At 45.3% G+C, this 21,828-nt stretch carries 18 protein-coding genes; 6 read left to right on the plus strand and 12 right to left on the minus strand.

The features are described from left to right. Positions 1 to 5: 5 nt before the first annotated feature. Positions 6 to 1,388 (minus strand): sodium:solute symporter family protein, encoded by a 1,383-nt coding sequence (locus IC230_RS18155; RefSeq protein ID WP_191040454.1) that lies wholly within the window; start codon positions 1,386 to 1,388, stop codon positions 6 to 8. A gap of 105 nt (positions 1,389 to 1,493) precedes the next feature. After that, positions 1,494 to 2,348, minus strand: a complete 855-nt coding sequence (locus IC230_RS18160; protein ID WP_191040455.1) for an inositol oxygenase family protein — start codon at positions 2,346 to 2,348, stop codon at positions 1,494 to 1,496. A gap of 286 nt (positions 2,349 to 2,634) precedes the next feature. Between IC230_RS18160 and IC230_RS18165 the strand changes: the two genes are divergently transcribed. Then, positions 2,635 to 3,354 (plus strand): hypothetical protein, encoded by a 720-nt coding sequence (locus IC230_RS18165; protein ID WP_191040456.1) that lies wholly within the window; start codon positions 2,635 to 2,637, stop codon positions 3,352 to 3,354. A gap of 18 nt (positions 3,355 to 3,372) precedes the next feature. On the opposite strand, the gene IC230_RS18170 is transcribed toward IC230_RS18165, so the two are convergent. The 9 genes from IC230_RS18170 to IC230_RS18210 all read right to left on the minus strand — a co-directional run bounded on the left by IC230_RS18170 (position 3,373) and on the right by IC230_RS18210 (position 11,862). Further along, the gene (locus IC230_RS18170) at positions 3,373 to 4,461 is read right to left on the minus strand and encodes a serine hydrolase domain-containing protein (protein WP_191040457.1); all 1,089 of its coding nucleotides are present in this window, start codon (positions 4,459 to 4,461) and stop codon (positions 3,373 to 3,375) included. A 5-nt stretch (positions 4,462 to 4,466) separates the two neighbouring features. Continuing rightward, positions 4,467 to 6,104 (minus strand): sodium/sugar symporter, encoded by a 1,638-nt coding sequence (locus IC230_RS18175; protein ID WP_191040458.1) that lies wholly within the window; start codon positions 6,102 to 6,104, stop codon positions 4,467 to 4,469. 87 nt (positions 6,105 to 6,191) lie between these two features. Continuing rightward, the gene (accC, locus tag IC230_RS18180; RefSeq protein WP_191040459.1) at positions 6,192 to 7,535 is read right to left on the minus strand and encodes an acetyl-CoA carboxylase biotin carboxylase subunit; all 1,344 of its coding nucleotides are present in this window, start codon (positions 7,533 to 7,535) and stop codon (positions 6,192 to 6,194) included. 126 nt (positions 7,536 to 7,661) lie between these two features. Continuing rightward, complete coding sequence (gene accB, locus IC230_RS18185; RefSeq protein WP_191040460.1) at positions 7,662 to 8,132, minus strand: acetyl-CoA carboxylase biotin carboxyl carrier protein; 471 nt, start codon at positions 8,130 to 8,132, stop codon at positions 7,662 to 7,664. A gap of 85 nt (positions 8,133 to 8,217) precedes the next feature. After that, positions 8,218 to 8,781 carry an elongation factor P gene (gene efp, locus IC230_RS18190; protein WP_191040461.1) on the minus strand — a complete coding sequence of 188 codons (564 nt, stop codon included), beginning with the start codon at positions 8,779 to 8,781 and terminating at the stop codon, positions 8,218 to 8,220. Between the two features lie 88 nt (positions 8,782 to 8,869). Beyond that, entirely contained in the window at positions 8,870 to 9,853 is a 984-nt protein-coding gene (locus tag IC230_RS18195) for a beta-ketoacyl-ACP synthase III (RefSeq protein ID WP_191040462.1), read from the minus strand. A gap of 83 nt (positions 9,854 to 9,936) precedes the next feature. Beyond that, positions 9,937 to 10,878 (minus strand): phosphate acyltransferase PlsX, encoded by a 942-nt coding sequence (gene plsX, locus IC230_RS18200; protein WP_191040463.1) that lies wholly within the window; start codon positions 10,876 to 10,878, stop codon positions 9,937 to 9,939. A gap of 146 nt (positions 10,879 to 11,024) precedes the next feature. After that, positions 11,025 to 11,219, minus strand: coding sequence for a 50S ribosomal protein L32 (rpmF, locus tag IC230_RS18205; RefSeq protein ID WP_012929722.1), 195 nt, complete (start codon positions 11,217 to 11,219; stop codon positions 11,025 to 11,027). 97 nt (positions 11,220 to 11,316) lie between these two features. After that, the gene (locus IC230_RS18210; protein WP_191040553.1) at positions 11,317 to 11,862 is read right to left on the minus strand and encodes a YceD family protein; all 546 of its coding nucleotides are present in this window, start codon (positions 11,860 to 11,862) and stop codon (positions 11,317 to 11,319) included. 132 nt (positions 11,863 to 11,994) lie between these two features. On the opposite strand from IC230_RS18210, the gene IC230_RS18215 reads away from it, so the two are divergent. The 4 genes from IC230_RS18215 (at position 11,995) to IC230_RS18230 (ending at position 15,513) form a co-directional block, all read left to right on the plus strand. Further along, on the plus strand, positions 11,995 to 12,888 hold the full coding sequence (locus IC230_RS18215; RefSeq protein WP_191040464.1) for an EamA family transporter: 894 nt from the start codon (positions 11,995 to 11,997) through the stop codon (positions 12,886 to 12,888). A 48-nt stretch (positions 12,889 to 12,936) separates the two neighbouring features. Then, positions 12,937 to 13,146 carry a hypothetical protein gene (locus tag IC230_RS18220; protein WP_191040465.1) on the plus strand — a complete coding sequence of 70 codons (210 nt, stop codon included), beginning with the start codon at positions 12,937 to 12,939 and terminating at the stop codon, positions 13,144 to 13,146. 231 nt (positions 13,147 to 13,377) lie between these two features. Continuing rightward, positions 13,378 to 14,913, plus strand: coding sequence for a S41 family peptidase (locus tag IC230_RS18225; protein ID WP_191040466.1), 1,536 nt, complete (start codon positions 13,378 to 13,380; stop codon positions 14,911 to 14,913). 57 nt (positions 14,914 to 14,970) lie between these two features. Then, a complete protein-coding gene (locus tag IC230_RS18230; protein ID WP_191040467.1) occupies positions 14,971 to 15,513 on the plus strand; it encodes a 3'-5' exonuclease in 543 nt (180 codons plus the stop codon). Here IC230_RS18230 and IC230_RS18235 read toward each other — a convergent pair. Further along, positions 15,506 to 18,706: a ligand-binding sensor domain-containing protein gene (locus tag IC230_RS18235; protein WP_191040468.1), complete on the minus strand. Its 3,201-nt coding sequence runs from the start codon at positions 18,704 to 18,706 to the stop codon at positions 15,506 to 15,508. The two genes, IC230_RS18230 and IC230_RS18235, sit on opposite strands and share 8 nt — an antisense overlap. Before the next feature lie 220 nt (positions 18,707 to 18,926). Here IC230_RS18235 and IC230_RS18240 point away from each other — a divergent pair, with 220 nt between their 5' ends. After that, positions 18,927 to 21,038, plus strand: a complete 2,112-nt coding sequence (locus tag IC230_RS18240) for a prolyl oligopeptidase family serine peptidase (protein WP_191040469.1) — start codon at positions 18,927 to 18,929, stop codon at positions 21,036 to 21,038. The last annotated feature ends 790 nt before the right edge of the window (positions 21,039 to 21,828 follow it).

A 21,828-nucleotide genomic window follows, 5' to 3' on the forward strand; every position in this document is an offset into this window, starting at 1 on the left:
GCGCCCTACGTTGCAACGTAGGGCGCTTTTTTTGTTAAACTCCCTCCTATCATTCCCACCGTACTGGCCAACAAACCCCAGAGTATAGCTGGATATTCTGTCTTCTGCCAAAGACACAGCAGCCAAACAACAAATCCGATAGCCATCGACCATAGGCAACCCGTTAGGTTAGCACGTTTCCAGTAAATACCAGCCGCCAGCGGCACAAAAAGCGAGACCAAACTAAAGGCAGAAGACTCACCTACGAGATCAAAAATATTGGTATCGCGCGTAGTGCTTATCAACACGCATATAATCGTGATAACGACAATTGCCCACCGGATGGTTTTCAGAAGATTCTGATCGCTAATCTCAGGCCGAAAGAACTTCACGACGTTTTCCCCAAAAACCGTCGCGGGAGCCAGAATCGCTCCGCTCGAAACACTCAGGATGGCTGACGTAACGGCCCCAAAAAAAAGCACTTGTAAGGGTACGCTTCCGTGGCGCATAACCATATTCGGAATGATTAACTGATTATCGCTCGGCAAATCGGGATGGATTAATTTGGCGGCTAAAGCGATAAACAGCGGTAACATGGCTATCGTCAAGTACATCCCTGAGGCTAGATAGGAGGCACAAACCGATATATTTTCAGTTTTAGCGGCCATAACGCGCTGAAAAACGTCCTGTTGCGGAATAGATCCCAAGCCAATCGTTATCCAGGCCGCGACGTAGGCTAGCCAATCTTTACCCGTTGCGTTTGGCAGAAAACGAAAAAACCCATCTGGTGTCTTTTTTTGAATAGTTTCCCAACCACCGACATCCTTCCATAATAAAACCGCCAGCACAGCCAACGCCAGAATAATGATGAGGTTGTGGAAAAAGTCAGTCACTGAAATAGACCACATCCCTCCTAAAAGCGTATAAATCATGACCACAACCGCACTGGCAATAATGCAGTATTCACGTGGTACGTCTGTTACGACACTCAAGACAATACCGATTGCAACGAGCTGAGCAGCAATCCAGCTGAAGTAGGAAGGAATTACCATTAATGCCGACAGCAACTCAGCGGGGCGACCAAATCGAATACGAAAGTAGTCCGAGAACGTAGTGATATTCAGCCGATATAGCGGTCTTGCAAAAAAAGCGCCGACCAGAAACAGACACAGGGAAGAACCAAATGGCTCCTCAATTACAGCCAGAAACCCACCTTCTACAAACATGGCAGGGGCCCCCATAATCGTTTCCGAACCGAACCAGGTAGCAAACGTAACGGATGCGGCCAGAAACAGCGGCAAACCCCGGCCTGCCAGAACAAAATCCTGCGACGTCGTTACGCGTCGGGCTGCCCAAACACCAACGGCTACATTCGACAGCAGATAGAGTGCGATAAAGAAGAGGAGCATGTATGAATGGATCTAGTCAAAACTACGTAACCAGACAATAAAAAACCGTACTCAGCCATTGACATTGACTGAGTACGGAATTAAACTATCTAAATCGGTCCCTAATTACAACTTAAGCTTGGCCGGCAAATATTTTGCAATCAAGTCCTCATAGTATGGCTTCAATTCGCTGACGACCGGTGGTTTGGGACTTTTTGAGTACAAATCATACGGATTGAATTTATGGACCCATTTGAACATTTCGTGATCATGATCGTCCATCAGGTGGTTGTAGGCTTCCTCGCGGTGTTGCGAGTAGAACGAGTGGTATCGCATCATGTATAAAGCCGGTTCTGGCATGTAATCCTTCATGATCTGATACAAGTACTCATCGTGTCCCCATGACATATGCACGTTACGCAGGCCACAGTTTGGTTCATAAACACCGTACTTGGTGTTGTATCGTTCGTCGTAGCTATCTGGATTGTTCGCGAAATATTCAGGGTACACAATCTTATCCGAATGCTGACAACCAACAGGAAACGTATCACCGACTACAGCCCATTGCGGCTCACCGAACAGACACAGGACTTTACCCATATCGTGCAGAAAGCCCGTCAGCACAAACCAATCAGGATGGCCGTCGGCCCGGATGGCTTCGGCCGTCTGGAGTAAGTGCTGAAGCTGATCGAGATCTGTATCCGGGTCGGAGTCATCTACCAGGGTGTTCAAAAACTCCATGGCACCCCAAACAGGCAATTCTTTTTTGTCAAATTTCAGAAACTCACGCTCTTTTTCTCGGACGAAATCATACGTCTGATACGTATGGTTCAGCCGATAAAATTCCCGGACCGTATCGCGTTCGGGGGAGTCGTAATTTCGGTATTCTTCCTTCGCTTTGTGCTCAGGTTCGGGATAGCGAATCAGGAGGTCGTCTTCCCACTGATCGAGGCTGGCAAGGGGCGCGGTTTCGCTAATCATGTCAATGTGAAATTTATACAACAAATCTACAATTTATTTCCTGTCAACCAGCGAGATAGGGCAAATCGTTCTCGGAAATTCAACCTACTGCATCTTTTGCACTGCTTCATCTGATTGACCAACGTAACAGAGAACCACAAATGATATCTCACCCGTACAATTTTACGCGTTTTCTCTGCCTGGCTTGAGTATTTCTGGTGCAGAAAAACATCTTTCTTTTACCGATCTGAAATGCCTCTGTTATTATCGACTTCGTTACGTATTATCTGTATAACCTAACGATACTATGAACGTTTTCTTTCTTCCCTTATTGATTACTGCACTGAACAATCACCCTCAGCCGGTAAACCAACATGCTCTGACGTTCACGCCGAAAAGCGCCAAAATGAATAACCCTCAACCCTGGCTATTTCAATTTAATTCGTTTCAGGAGGGACAGGTCATTTTTCGAAATGGTTCTAGCCGCAAGGCCTTAATAAACTATAGTTTCCTTCATGGAAAGCTACAATTTATTGACGAACACAGAGATACGCTTTTGCTAACGAATAAGTACCTGGTAAGCCGTGTAGTGATTAATAACCACGAATTTGTACCAGGAATGAACGACAATGATGATGACCTGGAAATTGTTGGCGTATATGCGAAGCTGAAGGTGGCTAAACTAACCAAATTGGTCCCCTCAGTAAATCCATCGGTGGCTTCGACTCAACAATTTAAAGTGGACCCCTCAGCGCCCACACCCAGCTCACTTTTCGTGTCGAATAAAGCGAATGAATTTCAATGGCAGAACACGACTTCACCTACTGACAGACAACTCAAGACCACGTATTATTTCATCGATACGAACGACATTGTTCATCCAGCCTCGCTTAAGAGTATTCACAAACTATATCAAAAGCAATTGGGCGATGTTCGGACGTATTCTAAAACGCATCGGGTTGATTATACGGACGTAACACAATTGACGGGTTTCCTAACTTATCTTGAGAATAGAAACTCTGACTAAAAATCGGGCTGAAACTTACTACTGGGTCAGGTCATCTAACGTCAACATATCAGTCAGTTCGGGGTAGCCAGCGTTAGCCAGTATTTTTACTACGCTAATTGCATTGGCTTTGTTAGTAGCCTTGTTCGAGAAATAGACCAGCAGAAATTGCTTCGACGGAATATTGATTACGTAGTTATTAAAGCCACACGTACTGCCTGAATGAAACAGAATCGGATTATCGGGCTGACGAAAAAACCAGCCAGCTCCGTAAAAACTATCCGATGATTTTGGAATAGCTTGCCCCGTACGGGCCAGCACAGCTTTCAGGTCAAGTAACGTACCGTTACGTAGTGCTGTGTTCCACTTCTGGTAATCCACCAGCGAGGTATAGACGCCCCCATCGCCTTTGGTTGCACTTGTTACGCTCTGATCCGAAAAAACAAACCCGTTCTCTTTTTTGCGGTATCCCATTGCCCGATTAACGATTAGCCCGCCAGCTTTATAGACCATGGACTGATTCATCTTCAACGGCATGAAAATACGTTGCTGAATGAAGGATGCGAACGATTGATCGGATACCCGTTCGATGATCAATGCCAGCAAACAATACGCCGAGTTGCTATAGCGAAACTGACTTCCTGGTTCGAAATAGAGCGAATCGCGATCTTTCAGTAAGGTTAGTACGTCAGAATCGAGAAGCTGTTTCTGCTGATTAGGGTTCATTACCGACTCATAATCGAGAATACCGGAAGTATGTGTTAGTAAATGACGAATCTGTACTTTTCCGGCAACCTGAGCAGTAAAGCCCGGAAAGAATTTAACCAGCGGGTCATTTAACGATAGTTTTCGGTCTTTCTCCAACAGCAGAATCCCCATTGCGGTAAACTGCTTCGAGACCGATGCCATTCGAAAATTAGTTTCGGGGGTAATTGGCACTTTCGTCTCGACATTCGCCAGACCATACCCTTTTTGATAGACACGTTTATTACCGGCTATAACCAGTAAAGCCGCGCCGGGTTGGTTTGATGAGGTCGTTACCTGCATCAACGAATCAAGCCGTTCAGCCAGTTGGGCAACAGCCGACGTTGATAAGAACAGAAGCCCCGCCATCAGAAATTTCAGCATTGAGTTTACCAGAATACGGTATACAATACAGCCAGAATACTAAAAATACCAACAGATCCAACGACGAAGGAAGGCGTTACGCGAAACATTTGCTTATCAACAATAATGCTTTCATCAGCTTCATGGCTAGCCGGATCTGTGAGCGATATGATTATCATCAGCAGTATATCGATGCAAAATACCCAGGTTGTACGATGCAAAAACGGAATCGAATCAGCCTCAACACCAATCATGCCCATCACTGCTGGCCAGAACTTGAGTAAAATCGAAAGCGGTAATGTCAGGATTGCTACAGTTAGTGCAGCCCGGTTCGTTGCTCGTTTCCAGAAAAAGCCCAATAGAAAAATGGCAAATATGCCCGGTGTAATGAAGTTCGTGTACTCCTGAATGTACTGATACACCTGATCAAGCGAACGTAGCAATGGAGCCAGTCCAATGGCAATCGCAAACGAAACAATGATGCCCCAGCGTCCTACACTGACCAGTTTTCGCTCGGAGGCATTCTTATCGACATATTTTCTGTAGAGATCCAGCGTAAAAATGGTAGAGATCGAGTTGCATTTGCTGGCTAGCGAAGCGACAATGGCTGCTGTTAACGCGGCAAATGCCAGGCCTTTCATCCCGACAGGCAACAGATTCATGAGTACAGGATACGCATGATCAGGCTTTACTACGCCAGCGGCATCAGTCATGGCGGCATGAAATGGTCCACTCTGGTATAATACATAAGCCGCAATGCCGGGGATAACCACAATCAATGGAATCATCAGTTTCAGAAAAGCTGCAAACAGAATGCCTGTACGGGCCGTCTTCAGGTCAGCGCCAAGAGCGCGTTGTACGATGTATTGATTGCAGCCCCAGTAGTATAAGTTATTGAGCCACATGCCACCCGTTACCAGCGCCATACCAGGAAGCTCTTCATAATGCGGATGCCCTTTCGGAAGAAACATATGGAAATGGCCATCGGCTTTCTGGCGAAGCGACAGTAAGCCACCCCAGACACTTGTAGCCCCAGTTTCCTGAGCCACTAACTCTAACGCCAGATACGTAATAACTAAGCCACCAAAAATCAACACGACCACCTGAATAACATCTGTGTAGCCAATAACTTTCATGCCACCTAACGTAATGAAAATGGCAAACACCGCCAGCCCGATTGTGCAGGCTGTAAATGAAATACCGACTAAAGATTCGATAGCAATGGCCCCTAAATAGAGAATGGATGTAAGATTGACCAGTACGTATACGACCAACCAGAACACGGCCAGAATTGTACTGACGGTATCGCTATACCGCTGCGCCAGAAACTGGGGCATTGTATAGATGTGGTTCCGAAGATAGATGGGTATAAAAAAAACGGCGACAATAAGTAACGTAGCAGCCGCAAACCATTCATACGATGAAATAGCCAGGCCCATGGCAAACCCAGAGCCAGCCATGCCAATAAAGTGCTCAGCAGAAATATTTGACGCAATCAATGACGCACCGATTGCCCACCAGGTAAGCGAACCCTCAGCCAGAAAAAAGTCCGTCGTATTAAATTCAGCTTTGCGTCTGCGATTGTAAATCCAGTAGCCGTAGCCGACGACGATAATGAAATAGACGAAGAAAACAATGTAATCGGCAATAGCGAGGTGATTCATACGACTATAAAAAACGGGGGTACTGCCTATAAAGCAATGCCCCCGTTTTTTATACCAGAATACAACGTAACAGATCTTTGCTACGTATTACAATTTGCTAAAATCGAACCCTTCCAGAAATGCCGTTGTAAACTGTCCCGATTTAAATTTCGGATCATCCATCAGCTTTATGTGGAATGGAATGGTGGTTTTAATGCCTTCAATGACAAACTCCTGCAATGCCCGCTTCATACGGGTAATGACTTCCTCCCGCGATTGACCCGACACGATTAATTTCGCAATCATAGAGTCGTAGTTGGGTGGAATGGTATAACCGGTATAAACGTGGCTGTCAATCCGAACACCGTGGCCTCCGGGAAAATGAAGGTTTGTGATCTTACCCGGCGATGGGCGGAAACCATTAGCAGGATCTTCAGCATTAATCCGGCACTCCATCGCGTAGAGTTTAGGCGTATAATTTCGACCAGAAATCTCGGCGCCAGCGGCCACTTTGATTTGTTCTTTAATCAGATCGAAATCCGTCACTTCCTCTGTAATCGGATGCTCTACTTGAATACGGGTATTCATTTCCATGAAATAGAAATCTCCATTTTTGTCGACCAGAAACTCAACCGTTCCAGCACCTTCATAGCCGATTGCCTGCGCTCCTTTTATAGCCGCTTCGCCCATTCGCATCCGAAGCTCATCCGATACGATTGGCGAAGGCGTTTCTTCAACCAATTTCTGGTGTCGACGCTGGATGGAACAGTCCCGCTCAGAGAGGTGGCAAACTTTACCAAACTGGTCACCAACAATCTGAATTTCAATGTGACGAGGCTCCTCTACGAATTTCTCCAGGTATAAGCCGTCGTTGCCAAAAGCGGCTCCTGCTTCGGTTCGGGCGTCATTCCAGGCTTTCTCAAAATCTTCTTCCGAACGAACGATACGCATTCCACGACCACCGCCCCCAGCCGTCGCTTTCACAATCACGGGATAGCCCATTCCAGCCGACAGCATCTTCCCCTGCTCAACCGATTCAAGCAAACCATCTGAGCCCGGAATAACGGGTACACCGGCTAATCTCATGGTTGCTTTTGCCGTAGACTTATCGCCCATGCCGTTGATCTGCTCGGCCGTAGCGCCAATGAATTTGATACCGTAATCAGCACAGATTTGCGAGAATTCGGCGTTTTCGGATAAAAAACCGTAGCCAGGGTGAATAGCGTCGGCACCGGTCACTTCGGCAGCAGAAATAATGCTCGGAATACTTAGGTATGATTGTCGGCTAGCAGGCGGTCCAATGCAAACGGCCTCATCAGCAAAGCGTACATGCAGACTATCGCGATCAGCTGTTGAGTAAACAGCCACCGTTTTAATGCCCATCTCGCGGCAGGTACGGATAATACGTAGCGCAATTTCTCCCCGATTAGCAATTAATATTTTCTTAAACATAGCGTAAAGAACAAAAGAGCGAACGAGTGAATGACCGGACCGTCGGAGCGGTGAAATACTTGCGAATGCTATTTTCGCCCTTTCACCGCCCCGGCGGTCCGGTCATTCACTCGTTCGCTCTTTATTTTAGATGGGTTCTACCAAGAATAGCGGTTGGTCGTATTCGACTGGCGTAGCATTCTCAACCAGCACTTTTACAATGCGACCTGCTACTTCCGATTCGATTTCATTGAAAAGCTTCATGGCCTCGATGATACATACCACTTTGCCTTCCGTTACGTTGTCACCTACTTCTACAAACGAAGGTGTTTCGGGGTTTGCTGATCGGTAGAACGTACCGATCATAGGCGATTTGATGGTAATGTAGTTCGATGTATCGGCCTTAGGTGCAACGGCAGGAAGCGTGGCAGGCGGTGTGGCTGGTACCGGTGCCTGAGCAACAGGTACCGGTGCAGCCAGAACACTAGCTGGGGCAGCAGGCGCGCCCGATCCGTACCGCTTGACACTGATTTTCAGGTCATTCGTTTCAATATTAACCTCATCTAAACCCGATTGAGAGATGAAGTCGATCAGTTGTTGTATGTCTTTTGTGCTCATAGTTAAGGAGTCGATAGTCGATAGTCGCCAGTAAGATAGTAGTTCAATAGCGATACTATCAACTATCGACCAATGACTTTTTTTACTATTTCACTCGTTCTACGTAATCGCGTGTGCGGGTATCAACCCGAATTTTCTGACCTGATTCGATAAAGAGGGGTACCATAATTTTAGCACCAGATTCTACCTCAACCCGTTTTTTAGGACTGTTAGCGGTATCTCCTTTAATACCCGGTTCTGCGTAAGTTACTTCCAGTTCAACAAACGGTGGTAATTCGCAGGACAGAGGAATTTCGGTTTCAGCGTTAATCAGCATTTCAACTTCCTGTCCTTCCTTCATTAGATCAGCATTTTCAACGATTTTTTCGTCGAGATTAATCTGGTCGAACGATTCCTGGTCCATAAAGTTATAACCTGCTTCGTCCTTGTAAAGGTATTGGAATTTACGACGTTCAACACGTACCGGATAAATCGTTACCCCGGAGTTAAACGTATTGTCAATTACCCGTCCCGTGGTCAGGCTTTTCAGTTTGGTACGGACGAAGGCGGCACCTTTACCAGGCTTAACGTGCTGAAAATCGGTAATTTGAAAAAGGTCGTTATTAAAGTTTAAAACTAATCCGTTACGGATATCTGCGGTTGTTGCCATGTTTACAATGTATAATACAGACTGTATGATGTTTGATGAAATTACCAGCGACATTGCCAGTATTCTACCCTGTACACCATATATAAAACTAATACGCCCACTTCACGTAAGCTGCTCCCCACGTAAAGCCTCCACCAAAAGCCGCTAATATCAGATTATCTCCTTTCTTCAACTGTGGCTCATAATCATATAAACAGAGGGGAATCGTCGCTGCTGTGGTGTTCCCATACTTCTGGATATTCATCATCACTTTGTCGGATTCGATACCCATTCGATGAGCGGTAGCTTCAATAATGCGTTTGTTAGCCTGATGTGGCACTAGCCAGGCAACATCATTACCTGCCAAGTGATTTCGCTCCATAATTTCAGCCGATACGTCCGCCATATTTTTGACTGCAAATTTAAACACAGACGGTCCGTCCTGATAAACGTAATGCCAGCGTTTTTCGACGGTCTCATGGGTCGGTGGGTAGCGGCTGCCGCCTGCTTTCTGAAACAAATGATTCTGACCAACGCCGTCTGAACGAATAATTGAGTCCAGTATGCCCAGTCCCTCTTCACTAGGCTCAAGCATTACAGCCCCAGCTCCGTCGCCAAATAGGATACAGGTTGTTCGGTCTGTATAATCAACGATGGCCGACATCTTATCGGCTCCAACGATGATTACTTTCTTGTATTTACCCGTTTCGATAAACTGTGATCCGATCGTCAGCGCGTACAGAAACCCAGAACAGGCGGCCTGAACGTCAAAACTGCCGACGTTACGTATGCCAACCATATCGCAGATAAGATTCGCAGTGCAGGGAAATACGTAATCGGGGGTAGTCGTAGCGCAGATGAGCAGGTCAATTTCTTCCGGCTTTGTATTCAATTTTTTCAACAAGCCTTCCACTGCCTTGGCTCCCATGTGTGAAGAACCCATGCCTTCACCCTTCAGGATATGCCGCTCTTTGATACCCGTGCGACTCGTAATCCATTCATCATTTGTGTCTACCATGCGCTCCAATTCGGCATTGGTTAACACATAGTCGGGAACATAGCCGTGGATTCCAGTTATGGCAGCTTTACTCATAAGTTCGGTTTCAGTTAACGGTTGTCAACTAACAGTAAACAGCACCTCCAGGAGGCTAACCAATAACTATTAGCTACTAATTATTAACTGAGAGCTTGTGCTATTTTAGTGTATGCGTCTGATTCAACCTGCCGGATGGCTAAGCTGATCATATTTTTTATCGCTAATGGTGATGATACACCATGTGCAATGATTACATTACCGTTTACGCCCAGGATTGGACTACCCCCAACCGATTCATAGTTGGTTTTATCCAGAAATTCGTCGCTAATGCCGCGTTGCTTGGCCGTCGAGTAAAACGATTCACCCAATTTGAACATCGTATTGCCCGTAAAACCTTCCGTAACAATTACGTCAGCTTTACCTGCAAAGAAGTCTCCTCCCTCCATGTTGCCGATAAAATTGATTCGTCGGCTTTCCTTCAGAAGTTGATGGGCTGCCTGCGCCACCAGTGAGCCTTTTTGTTCTTCGGAACCAATATTCATCAGCGCTACGCGAGGGCGTTCAATACCGAACGTATATTGAGCATAAATAGAGCCCACTTCGCCAAATTGAGCGAGCATTTCGGGTTTACAGTCGGCATTGGCACCGATATCGAGCATGACCGCGTGCCCTCCTGTAATCTGGGGAACAAAACCGGCGATACACGGCCTAATAATTCCTTCAATTGCTTTAATGCTGAATAAGGCACCAACGTGCATCGCGCCTGTATTCCCCGCGCTGCAAAAGGCATTTACCTGACCGTCTTTCAAAAGCTTAAACCCAACTCCGATACTGGAATTGGGTTTTTGCGAGAGCGCCTTCGTTGGGTGCTCGCTCATTTCGATAATATCGTCGGCGTTAACCAATTCAATATTGGCAACGGCACTAACGTCGTGTTTTTGAAGTAACTCCTGAATAACGGACTGCTTGCCTATCAGCACAATAGATACTTGTTCCGACAATTCAGCAGCGGCCATTACAACTCCTTCCACAATCGCTTCGGGAGCGAAATCGCCACCCATTGCGTCCACTGCAATTTTCATTGACTCTGTTTTTTCAATACCTCCCAGTTAAGCTGGCCTAGAAACTAACTACGCGTAAAAATAGGGAGGTAGCAGGCAATAAAAAAGTATTTCACGTTCATCTTCGGAAAGACGTCAGCGAAATACTTTTTAGAAATCACAAGGATTTATGCCGTTTTGGCGTAATTCTCAATAATCATTTGTCCTTTATAGAACAGATTTCCTTCAAAAACGTGGGCATGGTGCCGCTCGTGTACTTCGCCCGTCTGTGCGTCGGTTGAAAGAGCCACTGGAGTAGCTTTATAATGCGTTCTGCGTTTATCGCGCCGGGTACTTGAGTGGCGCCGTTTGGGATGTGCCATTTTCTTAAGTTATTCAGTTATACAGGTATAGAGCCGTAGAGTTTATTTCTGCTTTTGTCATTTACTTGGTAACAATCAGAACACTCTATAACTCAGATTAATTATCACTCAGTTTTCGTAAAGCTGCCCAGCGCGGATCAATAGTAGACTGGCCATCTTCATCGTCATTGGTTTCTGCATCGGACCGGTAAATGAGTTTACCGGTCGGAGAATCATCGTCTTCGTCCTCTTCATTTCGAAAGCGGGGGTGAAGGCGCTTCATAGGAAGCGACAGACTAATGAATTCAAAAATGTAACGTGCTACGTTAATCGTTGCCGTGTTACGTTCAATGAGTTCAATCTCATCACTTAATTCTTCGTTGTGATCGCCAAATTTCAGCAGCATTGTTTGCCGCGTGTCAACTGGCTCATCATATTCATCAAGGCTGCGGTCGCAAATCTGTTCAACAGTACCTGTGATGTGAAAATCAAGCCGGATCATCGTTTCGGACTTTTCCAGCAGCAAATGCGTCTGGATGTTGCCTTTCTGGATTAAATCTTGCTCCAGCGCGACAAAAAACGCATCGTCCGACGTAAAATCGTACTCATAACGTTTGTTCTCCAGACCGACAATATGAATGTCGTATGCGCGTAGTGCGTTCACCTCGGTATCTCCTCTCAAAAAATAAGACCGCAAAGGTACGAAACGTTTGTGAATCAGGAAAGTGATAATTAAAATTTGCCTATACTTGAGCCATTAAGTTTTCTAATTCTGCCCATTACGGCTAGTTAGTGTATGCTGCTTACCATTCTTTCCCTGACCAGTTTTGCCGTCTTAACACGTATTATCGTCAATCCGCTCTCCAACGTATTTCAGAAGCAGCTTGCCCATCGCTCTGCTGATCCTTTATTTATTATTTCGTCAACATATGGTTTTCTGATGCTCGCTTGTCTGATCGTCTGGCCTCAACTTCGTTTTGTGGGCTTGCCATCCGCTTTCTGGCAAAGTATAATCGTAGCAGGGCTGTTGGCCATGCTAGGGAATGTTTTTCTGGTGAAGGCCCTGCACATCGGTGACCTGTCGGTACTTGGACCGATTAATGCCTACAAATCAGTAGTGGGGCTGTTAATTGGTATTTTTTTATTGAATGAAATACCTGGCTTGTGGGGGCTGGCGGGCATTCTGCTTATTGTAGCGGGTAGTTATATTGTACTAATTGATTGGAAACAACGCACTGCCTTCTCGTGGGAAGTATTTCAGCGCCCCGAAGTAAAGATGCGGTTACTTGCTCTAGTCTTTTCGGCGATTGATGGCGCCTTCCTAAAAAAAGCCATTCTTCTTTCCACGCCAACCATTGCTTTTTTCTATTGGTGTGTATTTGGGTTTGCTTTTACGCTCATCTGGATTTCACTGACGCTACGTAGACAGTGGCGGCAACAGACGAAGCTATTATTTAGACAGAAATTCACCTTTGGTGGCCTATTTTTAGCCGTTGGCGTATCACAAATGGCCAGCAACGTGGCTTTAGCGAATATGCCTGTCGGTTATGCGTTGGCCTTGTTTCAGACGTCTGCACTGATAAGTGTATTATTTGGGTATCAGTTTTTTAGCGAACAGGGTATCGTTCGTAAGCTAATCGGCGCCGGGATTATGGTAACCGGAGCAATATTAATTACGGTTCTCGGATAAACATCATTTCTAAAATTGGGTTAACGTTACGTACTAATTCATTTCTCCATGGCACAATACCAACTCGTCGATAAACATACCATTCAGCAACATAATGAATATTATGAGCTACGTACTACACAGGATACGGACCAGCCCACAAGCCTGTTTTTTATAACTAATGAGGAAAACCTCGAAGACGTAGCTGCGACTATCGTTGCCGAACATCTGTCGAAAGTAAAACACTGGACAATCATTCCGCACCAAAAAGGTAGCTGATGGTACCGCAGCAATTAAGTGATTCGTAAGTTTCTTTCGGGAGAAAAAATATATACTAACAGATTGGTGTAATCAGGCTAGAGCTATAGCTTCTCCTGTTTTCTTTGCCGAACACAAAATTTTTATAAAATTCTAAACATAATCTGTTGATTATAGTTGCGTCAAATCTTATCTTCACCGTACGATTCCTCTCAGACGCCAAACGTCTGGTTTCTACCGTAACGTGTATCGATGAAGATTGGGCAAATCCTTTGTTTAGCTAGCCTGCTAATCGGGCTAAGCTGTCAGACTGTTTCCTCTCAAAACCTTACTCCTGCTCAAACCCGCGAGGACCTGAGCTACCTGAAACGCAAGCTTGATTTGCTGCACCCGGGTATGGGCTATTACACTCCACAACCCCAAATGGAGCAACTTTATGATTCATTGTATAATCGCCTGACGGCTCCCATGGATTACCAGGCGTTTTATCACCATGTCAGTCCTTTTATAACAGCACTGAAAGATGGTCATACTAATCTGAATCATCATAAGCACTATTTCAATAAGCACACTCGTTACGTTCCTTTCTTTATTCGACCGGTAGAATCCAGCTATTTTATAAGCCATAACGTATCCGTTGATACAAGTTTAAGACGTGGTACGGAACTGTTAACGATTAATAACCGTGCAATAGCCGATTTGCATCATGAGCTGATGAATGCCGACCACTCGGGTTCTGATGGCGACAACCTTACCGGGCGTCAGCAGTGGAGTTTGGTCCAGTTTGCTGATTATTATGCAGCCTGGTATGGCTCAATGGATTCGATTACTATTACGTATCGGCGTAGTGGTGATACAACGATTCGGCGTACTCAGCTCTCCTGCCCAACGTTACGGGAGTTCCGGTCGACAATGAGGGATCGGTATAGTTCAGAAATTGATCGACTTGCTCAGCAATCTAATTTATCTGTACGCGTGGTTGACACACTGACTCGTACAGCGGTACTGCGCGTATCGTCATTTATGGGTTTGAAAAAAAAGGACCCTTTTCAGTGGGCTTTTAATCGACGACTTAAGCGCGCATTTAAGCAGCTACGGGAAGACAATATTCAGAATCTCGTTGTTGATATGCAGGGAAATGGTGGTGGTATTGTTTTAAATTCTGCCCGTTTACTACGTTACTGGATGCCAAAGCGATTTAGGATGATGGAGCAGGAAACGATGAAACGGGCTGCCCGGAACGAGCTGATAACCCGATGGAATCCAGTTTCAGCGCTGAATTTCAGTTTACAGTACAAAGCTGATCATTCGGGCGGGTTCTCAAGTCGTTCGGGACATCGGCGTTACCGTCCTCACCACAAAGATGCATTTAAGGGAAATCTGTATTTGCTCATGAACGGGGCTTCTTTCTCCGCAGCTACCACTGTGCTGGCCAAAACACTGGATGCTGGCATCGGTACGTTTATTGGCGAAGCCAGCGGAAGTGCTTACTGGGGTGATTTTGCAGGTCACTTCAAAACCGTAACTTTACCGAATTCGCGCTTACAGGTCCGAATCCCACTCAAGAAGATGACGCACGCCGTTACTGCCGACCGGGCAAACGGATTCACAGTTGAACCTGATTTTACGGTTACGCGTAGCTACGACGATTTGATGACCAACCGTGATTACATTCTGGATTACACGCTTCAGTTAATCCGGCAGGGTGTGGTGGCAAGGCATCCAACACGGCCACGGTCGTTGCAAGCTTATCGAATGTTGTCTGGTAATTCTTCGTCAACCCAATAAATAGCGAACTCATCAGCCGTAAATAGCTGTTTAGGAATGACACATAACTGATTTTTTGTGTATTGTATTGTTGACGTTGAAACGACTGGGGGCGTAAAAGGTCCTACTCGCCTTACCGAGATTGCAATCTTCCGCCATGACGGAAATCAAGTTGTCGACTCTTTTCATTCGCTGCTGAATCCGGGTTGCCAAATTCCACCGTTCATTCGCCACTTGACCGGCATTTCGGATGAGATGGTTCAGGACGCGCCCACATTCGCTGACGTAGCACGTGAGGTATTGAGCATTACCGAAGACGCTATTTTTGTAGCGCATAATGTTGGTTTCGACTTCAACTTCATCCAGAAAGAATTGAATTGGCTAGGCTACGATTACTTCCGTCGGACACTCTGTACCGTGCGAACGAGTCGTAAACTCATTCCGGGACATGCTTCCTACAGTTTAGGAAAACTATGTCGCGCCCTTGACATCCCAGTAAATGGCCGCCATCGGGCACAGGGCGATGCTGCTGCCACAGTATTATTATTCGAGATGTTGCTTCGACATGATTCACAGGGGTTAATTCCGAAGTTAAGCCCTAATTCAAGTGCCTTTATGTAGCGAGTGGCGTTTGAGGTTCAAAAAAACGCCGTTTACGAACGGGGCTAATGGGCACCTCAATCGTGGCCTGAACGCCCTGGTCAGGCTTACTTTCCCAGGAAATCCGTCCACCCAAAATAGCCACACGAGATTCGATATTGCTCATTCCTAAGCCTGTTGCCTTCTTTTGCGTTTGTTCGTAGTTAAATCCCTGTCCATTATCCTGATAGATCAGAATAATACGGTTAGTTTGCCACATCATATGCAAGTCGATTCGAGTGGCGTTCGCATGTTTGAGCGAATTACTAACCAATTCCTGCGTAATCCGGTATAGCATGACTTCGATATGAGTCGGAAGGCGCGTTTCGTTATCCGGGAAACTTCCCTCAATCGCTGGCATTTCGCTCAGGAGGAATTGAGCACTGACTACCTCACTAGCACTGATTCGGGAGAACAATTCGTCAACGGCTGCTACGTAACCATGTCGCTCTAGTGTTTGCGGATTCAATTTCCGGAGCATATTCCGGACGTCGCCGATCGTATCATTAATCAATTGGAAGATCGTATTCTTAAGCGATAAGATTGTCGGGGTTCCGCCAACCTGTTGGGTTAATTGAGTCGTATACAGCTTAATTGTTGCCAGACGGGTGCCTATTTCATCATGGATGTCTCTGGCAATATCTTTTTTCACTTGTTCCTGTATGTCGTAAGCTAATCGCAAACGCTCTTCCTGCTGAAGACGGATGCCATTTTCGCGTTGGCGTATCCAGATCCAGCTCGCGAGCAATAGAACGAGAATAACCAGTATAACGAACGGTAGTGTTAGCCAGAAAGGTGGTTCGATATGGATAAATAATTTCCGGACATAGCTCCAACGACCATCCTGATTGGCCGCTCTTACCTGAAATGTGTAATCACCGGGCGGTAGATTTGTGTAACGGACATAATTACGTTCCCCGGATGCTATCCAGTCTTTGTCGTAGTTCGTAAGCTGATACTGGTACATAGTATGCCCGTTACTACTATAGTCGAGCGCGGCAAACTCAAGCGATATTGTGCTTTGTGCGTGATTCAAGTCAAGATGATTGGTTTCGCCCACATACGTATCGGTATGCAGAGGCTCCTCATTAACCTCAAGCGAATAAATATGAACGTGAGGATTGAACAAACTGCTGCGAAATGCTTCAGGCATAAACCGGTTAAAGCCATTTACGCCCCCAAAATAGAGCTCGCCATTGGTAGCCTGCAGAAAAGCGTTCCCGTTGAACTCATATCCCTGGAGACCATCATTTGGTGTAAAGTTTTTTATCATCTGAGTGGCCAGGTTCAAACGCGAGATACCTCGGTTTGTACTCATCCAGATTCTATTCTGAGCATCAGAAAATGTTCCATAAACGAAAGAATTAGCCAAGCCCTGCAATTCAGTATATAACCGGAACTGTCCCGTCTGCGCGTTTAAGGCTACCAAACCCCGGCTACTGGCGAGCCATAGTGTCTGCTTAGTGGCATCAGGACGGATGTTTAAAACCATATATCCACTTAGTCCAGACTTAAGAATTTTCCAGGGTTGTGTTTCAAGACTGGACGTAGGAAGCCGATAACAGTAGTATCCATCTAAGTGCGTTCCAACCCAAAGCTGGCGGGCATTGGCATTGTACCAGAGGCTAAAAATATTCTGTCCGGATAATGTAGTCACTCTGTCCCAACGACGTCGGAGCGTATGTAAGGTGTAAAGCCCATCTTCGGTTGCAGCCATCAGTATCGTATCAGAAATACTGACCATATTTCGTACATACGTATTGACAGCCAGGGGCTCTGAAAATGGAATTGCCTCAAACGTTCGGGTTTCCGACTTAAAAACCATTACACCTTCTGTCGTACCAACCCAGATATGTCCTTGAGGGTCCCGATAAAGACTTTTAAGAAAAGGGCGAGCGGTTCTGCTCTTTCCCATTGGTCGAGTCAGATACCGCTCAACAATTCGGTTCGTACGAGGATTTAGTACATTGATTCCATTCTCGGTAAGAATCCATATCCGGTCGGGTCGCTCTTCCAGAAATCCTCGTACTACGTAGTTATTTAGTTTCTGGCCGGACGCGAGCGTGTCCGCAAATTGCCGTTTAACGATCCCTCCGAATACAAACCCATCAGGCACGATGCGAGCCAGCCCGTCGGGATCAGCATTAGCCCAGACAATACCCAGATCATCGACGTAAACTTTGCTGATTCTAAAGTCTGTCAGCCGTTGTGTATGATTTGTATACGTAGTGATCTGCCCAAATACCTGCGTTTTCTTATCAAAGTAAAGCACCCCATCCTGTTGGGTACCAAGCCAGAGCCTACCCAGTTGGTCAGGAGCGATGCTATGGATCGCACTGATTATAGTCTGACCAATGTTTGTGTAGGTCTGATACGTATTACGGCGATAATCGAAGCGAATCAAACCTGCGGTTGTCCCCATCCAGACAATAGCGTCGGAATCGATATAATACGAGAGAATGGCCGTTGGTGGTCCAAACTGATTAGTAGGGTGATCGCTAAAATAGTACGAGCGCGTATTCGCCTGAAGATTATACCGCATCAGGCCTATCGGTTCCTGTAACCATACATCGTTTGACGAAGTCAATACAGGCGAACTTTGCAGATCGTATTTCTTGGTTGCATGCAAGTCGGTTGCCAACACGGTTTTACGCCGTTTACGGAAATCAAACCGTACCAGCCCTTCATAATCGCTGAGATAAATCAGTTCACGTTGATTGATAAAAAACGGCATCGTCCGACTAGTCAATGACTTTCGGTTTCCAGTAGAATCCTGTACAGAAACATAATCGAAGCGGTCGCGTCGGCGGTCATATCGATTAAGACCTTCGTCAGTACCAATCCATAAATTACCGCCGGGATCTTCAACCATACCCAAAATATTACCTCCCCGAATAGAGCCGGGCTGAATGGTACCGTGCTCGTCTACAACTGGACGATAGGTTCGAAAACGAGAGCCATCATACCGATTTAACCCATCCTGAGTACCGAACCATAGAAATCCACGGCTATCTTTCAACATGTGATAAACGGAACCCTGCGTTAGGCCGTCACTCACACTGATGCGATCGACCCGGAACGTAGCGGCATCACCAGCAACTGTTTGTGCGTATCCACCCAGAGGGCATAGACTCCAGAAAAGTAGAAAAGCACAGGTGTGACGTACCGTTCGCATTATCAAAAGTCAAGTTGGATTACGATAAGGAATTGTAAATGAGCCATCTATTTATTAAATATCCAAGCTAAGCGGTCAATAAACCAGCCACTCTATAAAAACCTGAAAAACGGTACGTCTTAATTTGATTCTTTACGGCTTAGTCCGTACTTCGTGATCTCTTTTTATCTCATTTCCCGACGCTCCGGCTTCTGTTTTTACACGCATTTCATTACGTATCATGTCAAGTTCATCCGCTGCCCAAGTCCCGAATAATCACCGACTGCCCTACCCCGTTGCTCGTAAAACAGATCAGATCGATACGTATCATGAAACTCAGGTTGCTGATCCTTATCGCTGGCTTGAAGATGACAGTTCAGTTGAAACAACGGCCTGGGTTGAGGCTGAAAATCGGGTAACGTTTGACTATTTGTCGAAAATTCCTTACCGAAGGCAACTTCAGGACCGACTAGAGCAGGTGTATAATTACGCCAAGTACTCAGCCCCTGTTCGAAAAGGAGTCGGAGCAATGGGGAACTGGTTCTACTTTTCGAAAAACGATGGCTTACAAAATCAGGCGGTCCTCTATCGGCAGCGTGGTCTTGATGGAGCGCCCGAAGTTGTTATCGATCCAAACACGCTTTCAGCCGATAGTACCACTGTATTGAGTGCTTTTTCCGTTTCCAAAGATGGTACGTACGCAGTTGTGGGCTTATCAAAGGGCGGCTCCGATTGGCAGGAATACCAGATTATGGACTTAGCCACGAAGCAGTATTTACCCGAAAAAGTAGAATGGGTAAAGGTCTCGGGAGCCGCCTGGCAGAACCATGGTTTCTATTATAGCCGCTATCCGAAACCCGAAGGCAGTATACTGGCTGCTAAGAATGAAAATCATCACAAAGTAGGCACAGATCAATCCAGCGATCAGTTAGTCTACGAAGATTCGGTACATCCGCAACGCTTCCACATTACCAGCACTACTGATGATGAACGTTTTGCCCTGTTATCGATTAGCGATAGAGGACAGGGGAAAGACGGTAATGCCCTGTTTTATATCGATGCAGCTACAACCGAACAAACGTTTGTTCCTGTTATAGCCGAGGTCACGAACTTTAGTTATAGCGTCATTGATAATGATGGCGACCGATTGTTGATTTTAACTAACGAAAACGCGCCGAATAATAAAGTCATCGTATTCGATATAAGCACACGAACGTTTTCGACACTCATTCCCGAAAAGCCAGAACCCATTGCCGAAGGGGGGGTGAGTGCAGTTGGGGGTAAACTTTTTGTTGAGTATGTAAACGATGTGTCCTCCCAGATAATGGTTTTCAATTATGCTGGCCAGTTCGAAAATGAAGTTCATTTACCTAGTCTGGGTTCAGCAAGCGGGTTTTCTGGAAATAAAGATGATACGTTCGTTTTCTATACGTTTACGTCATTTACATTTCCGCCAACCATTTACCGTTATGAGATTGCCAGTCGCGAAAGTACCGTCTTTCGGACACCCGAAGTAGACTTTGTTCCGGATGATTATGAAACGAAACAAGTGTTTTTCGCTAGTAAAGACGGCACGAACGTTCCTATGTTTCTAACGTATCGGAAAGGACTAAAACGTGATGGGGCTAATCCAACTCTGCTATATGGCTATGGAGGTTTTAATGTTAGTTTATTACCTGCCTTCAGTCCGTTTCGAATTCCTTTTTTGGATCAGGGAGGTATCTACGCCCAGGCGAACCTACGAGGTGGCAGCGAATACGGGGAAGCCTGGCACGAACAGGGTATGAAGCTAAAAAAACAGAATGTTTTCGACGATTTTATTGCCGCTGCAGAGCATCTGATTACGGAGCAGTATACCAGTTCAGCTAAATTAGCCATTCAGGGTGGTTCGAATGGTGGGCTTTTGGTAGGAGCCGTGATCAATCAACGGCCTGAATTGTTTCGGGTGGCAATTCCGCAGGTGGGCGTAATGGATATGCTCCGATTTCATAAATTCACAATTGGCTGGAACTGGATTGCGGATTATGGTAGCAGTGATAATGCTGATGAGTTTAACGTACTGTATGCTTACTCCCCTATTCACAATATAAGAACGGGTCTGAACTATCCCGCTACGTTAATCACGACGGCTGATCACGACGACCGGGTTGTACCAGCTCATTCTTTCAAATATGCAGCCACCTTACAAGAGATGTATCTGGGACAAAACCCAGTCTTGATTCGAATTGATACAAAATCTGGGCATGGTGCTAGTAACACCAGGAAGAACATTGAGACTGCAGCGGATATTTATTCCTTTATTCTATGGAACATGGGAATAATTCATTTAAGACAACAGAACCCAACCCATTAACGCAACCTTTTCATTCGCAGGTCCGTATAAGCTCGAGACACCTATAATAGCTGCCCCATTCAGGTCGGGAAGCCTTGCTCTACCCAAAACTAGCTTTACAATCTCGACAATCGATTAATTCAGAAGTTAGTAAATCAGTGTAACTTATGAATAGACAATTAAAATGGCGTCCACTTAATACATTCATTAATCAAATCACAATAAACTGCATTTTCAAAAAACAGTCTGTTTACGTATATAGTCTAGAGTATATAAATTGTAGCTAAAACAATTAGCTGATAGAAAGCGTCGTAACCTATTTATACCCATATTTATAAACGGCTTTCTCGGCTAATACAGGCTTTATTACTGCCCTTACAAGCGTTCTAAACGTTACACAGCAAGCACCTTAGTTAGCCATTTTACACTAAGAAATAGACTGAATAATCTAAAAGGTAGTTCGCAAAAACCGATATCGAACAAGAGATTACAAAAATATGACTGTTAGAAATATAAATTTTTCAAATGGCTTATTCTGTTGATTTACAATCAATTAACTAAATTTTTTAAAATATAATTTTTTAAGACATACCCATAAAAAATACATCATATATAAGAAAACATATATAATTCATTAACTATCTGATTTTCAGATAGTTTTCAAATACGACAAAATGCACTTTTTCATGGATGCCCGTATGAGTGTAAATTGAAAATAACCGTAAAAATATGTTACAATAAAGTATGTAGATACTGTCATATTATACAATAAGTTGCTACATAAAAAAACACCCAACTACCTTTGTTACAC

The organism is Spirosoma validum, from assembly GCF_014699035.1.
In the GTDB taxonomy this organism is placed as follows: Bacteria; Bacteroidota; Bacteroidia; order Cytophagales; family Spirosomataceae; genus Spirosoma; species Spirosoma validum.

Coding starts and splice junctions, on each gene's coding strand:
- IC230_RS18155 (WP_191040454.1), bottom strand. CDS start 1,388: ATGCTCCTCTTCTTTATCGCACTCTATCTGCTGTCGAATGTAGCCGTT.
- IC230_RS18160 (WP_191040455.1), bottom strand. CDS start 2,348: ATGATTAGCGAAACCGCGCCCCTTGCCAGCCTCGATCAGTGGGAAGAC.
- IC230_RS18165 (WP_191040456.1), top strand. CDS start 2,635: ATGAACGTTTTCTTTCTTCCCTTATTGATTACTGCACTGAACAATCAC.
- IC230_RS18170 (WP_191040457.1), bottom strand. CDS start 4,461: ATGCTGAAATTTCTGATGGCGGGGCTTCTGTTCTTATCAACGTCGGCT.
- IC230_RS18175 (WP_191040458.1), bottom strand. CDS start 6,104: ATGAATCACCTCGCTATTGCCGATTACATTGTTTTCTTCGTCTATTTC.
- accC (WP_191040459.1), bottom strand. CDS start 7,535: ATGTTTAAGAAAATATTAATTGCTAATCGGGGAGAAATTGCGCTACGT.
- accB (WP_191040460.1), bottom strand. CDS start 8,132: ATGAGCACAAAAGACATACAACAACTGATCGACTTCATCTCTCAATCG.
- efp (WP_191040461.1), bottom strand. CDS start 8,781: ATGGCAACAACCGCAGATATCCGTAACGGATTAGTTTTAAACTTTAAT.
- IC230_RS18195 (WP_191040462.1), bottom strand. CDS start 9,853: ATGAGTAAAGCTGCCATAACTGGAATCCACGGCTATGTTCCCGACTAT.
- plsX (WP_191040463.1), bottom strand. CDS start 10,878: ATGAAAATTGCAGTGGACGCAATGGGTGGCGATTTCGCTCCCGAAGCG.
- rpmF (WP_012929722.1), bottom strand. CDS start 11,219: ATGGCACATCCCAAACGGCGCCACTCAAGTACCCGGCGCGATAAACGC.
- IC230_RS18215 (WP_191040464.1), top strand. CDS start 11,995: ATGCTGCTTACCATTCTTTCCCTGACCAGTTTTGCCGTCTTAACACGT.
- IC230_RS18220 (WP_191040465.1), top strand. CDS start 12,937: ATGGCACAATACCAACTCGTCGATAAACATACCATTCAGCAACATAAT.
- IC230_RS18225 (WP_191040466.1), top strand. CDS start 13,378: ATGAAGATTGGGCAAATCCTTTGTTTAGCTAGCCTGCTAATCGGGCTA.
- IC230_RS18235 (WP_191040468.1), bottom strand. CDS start 18,706: ATGCGAACGGTACGTCACACCTGTGCTTTTCTACTTTTCTGGAGTCTA.
- IC230_RS18240 (WP_191040469.1), top strand. CDS start 18,927: ATGTCAAGTTCATCCGCTGCCCAAGTCCCGAATAATCACCGACTGCCC.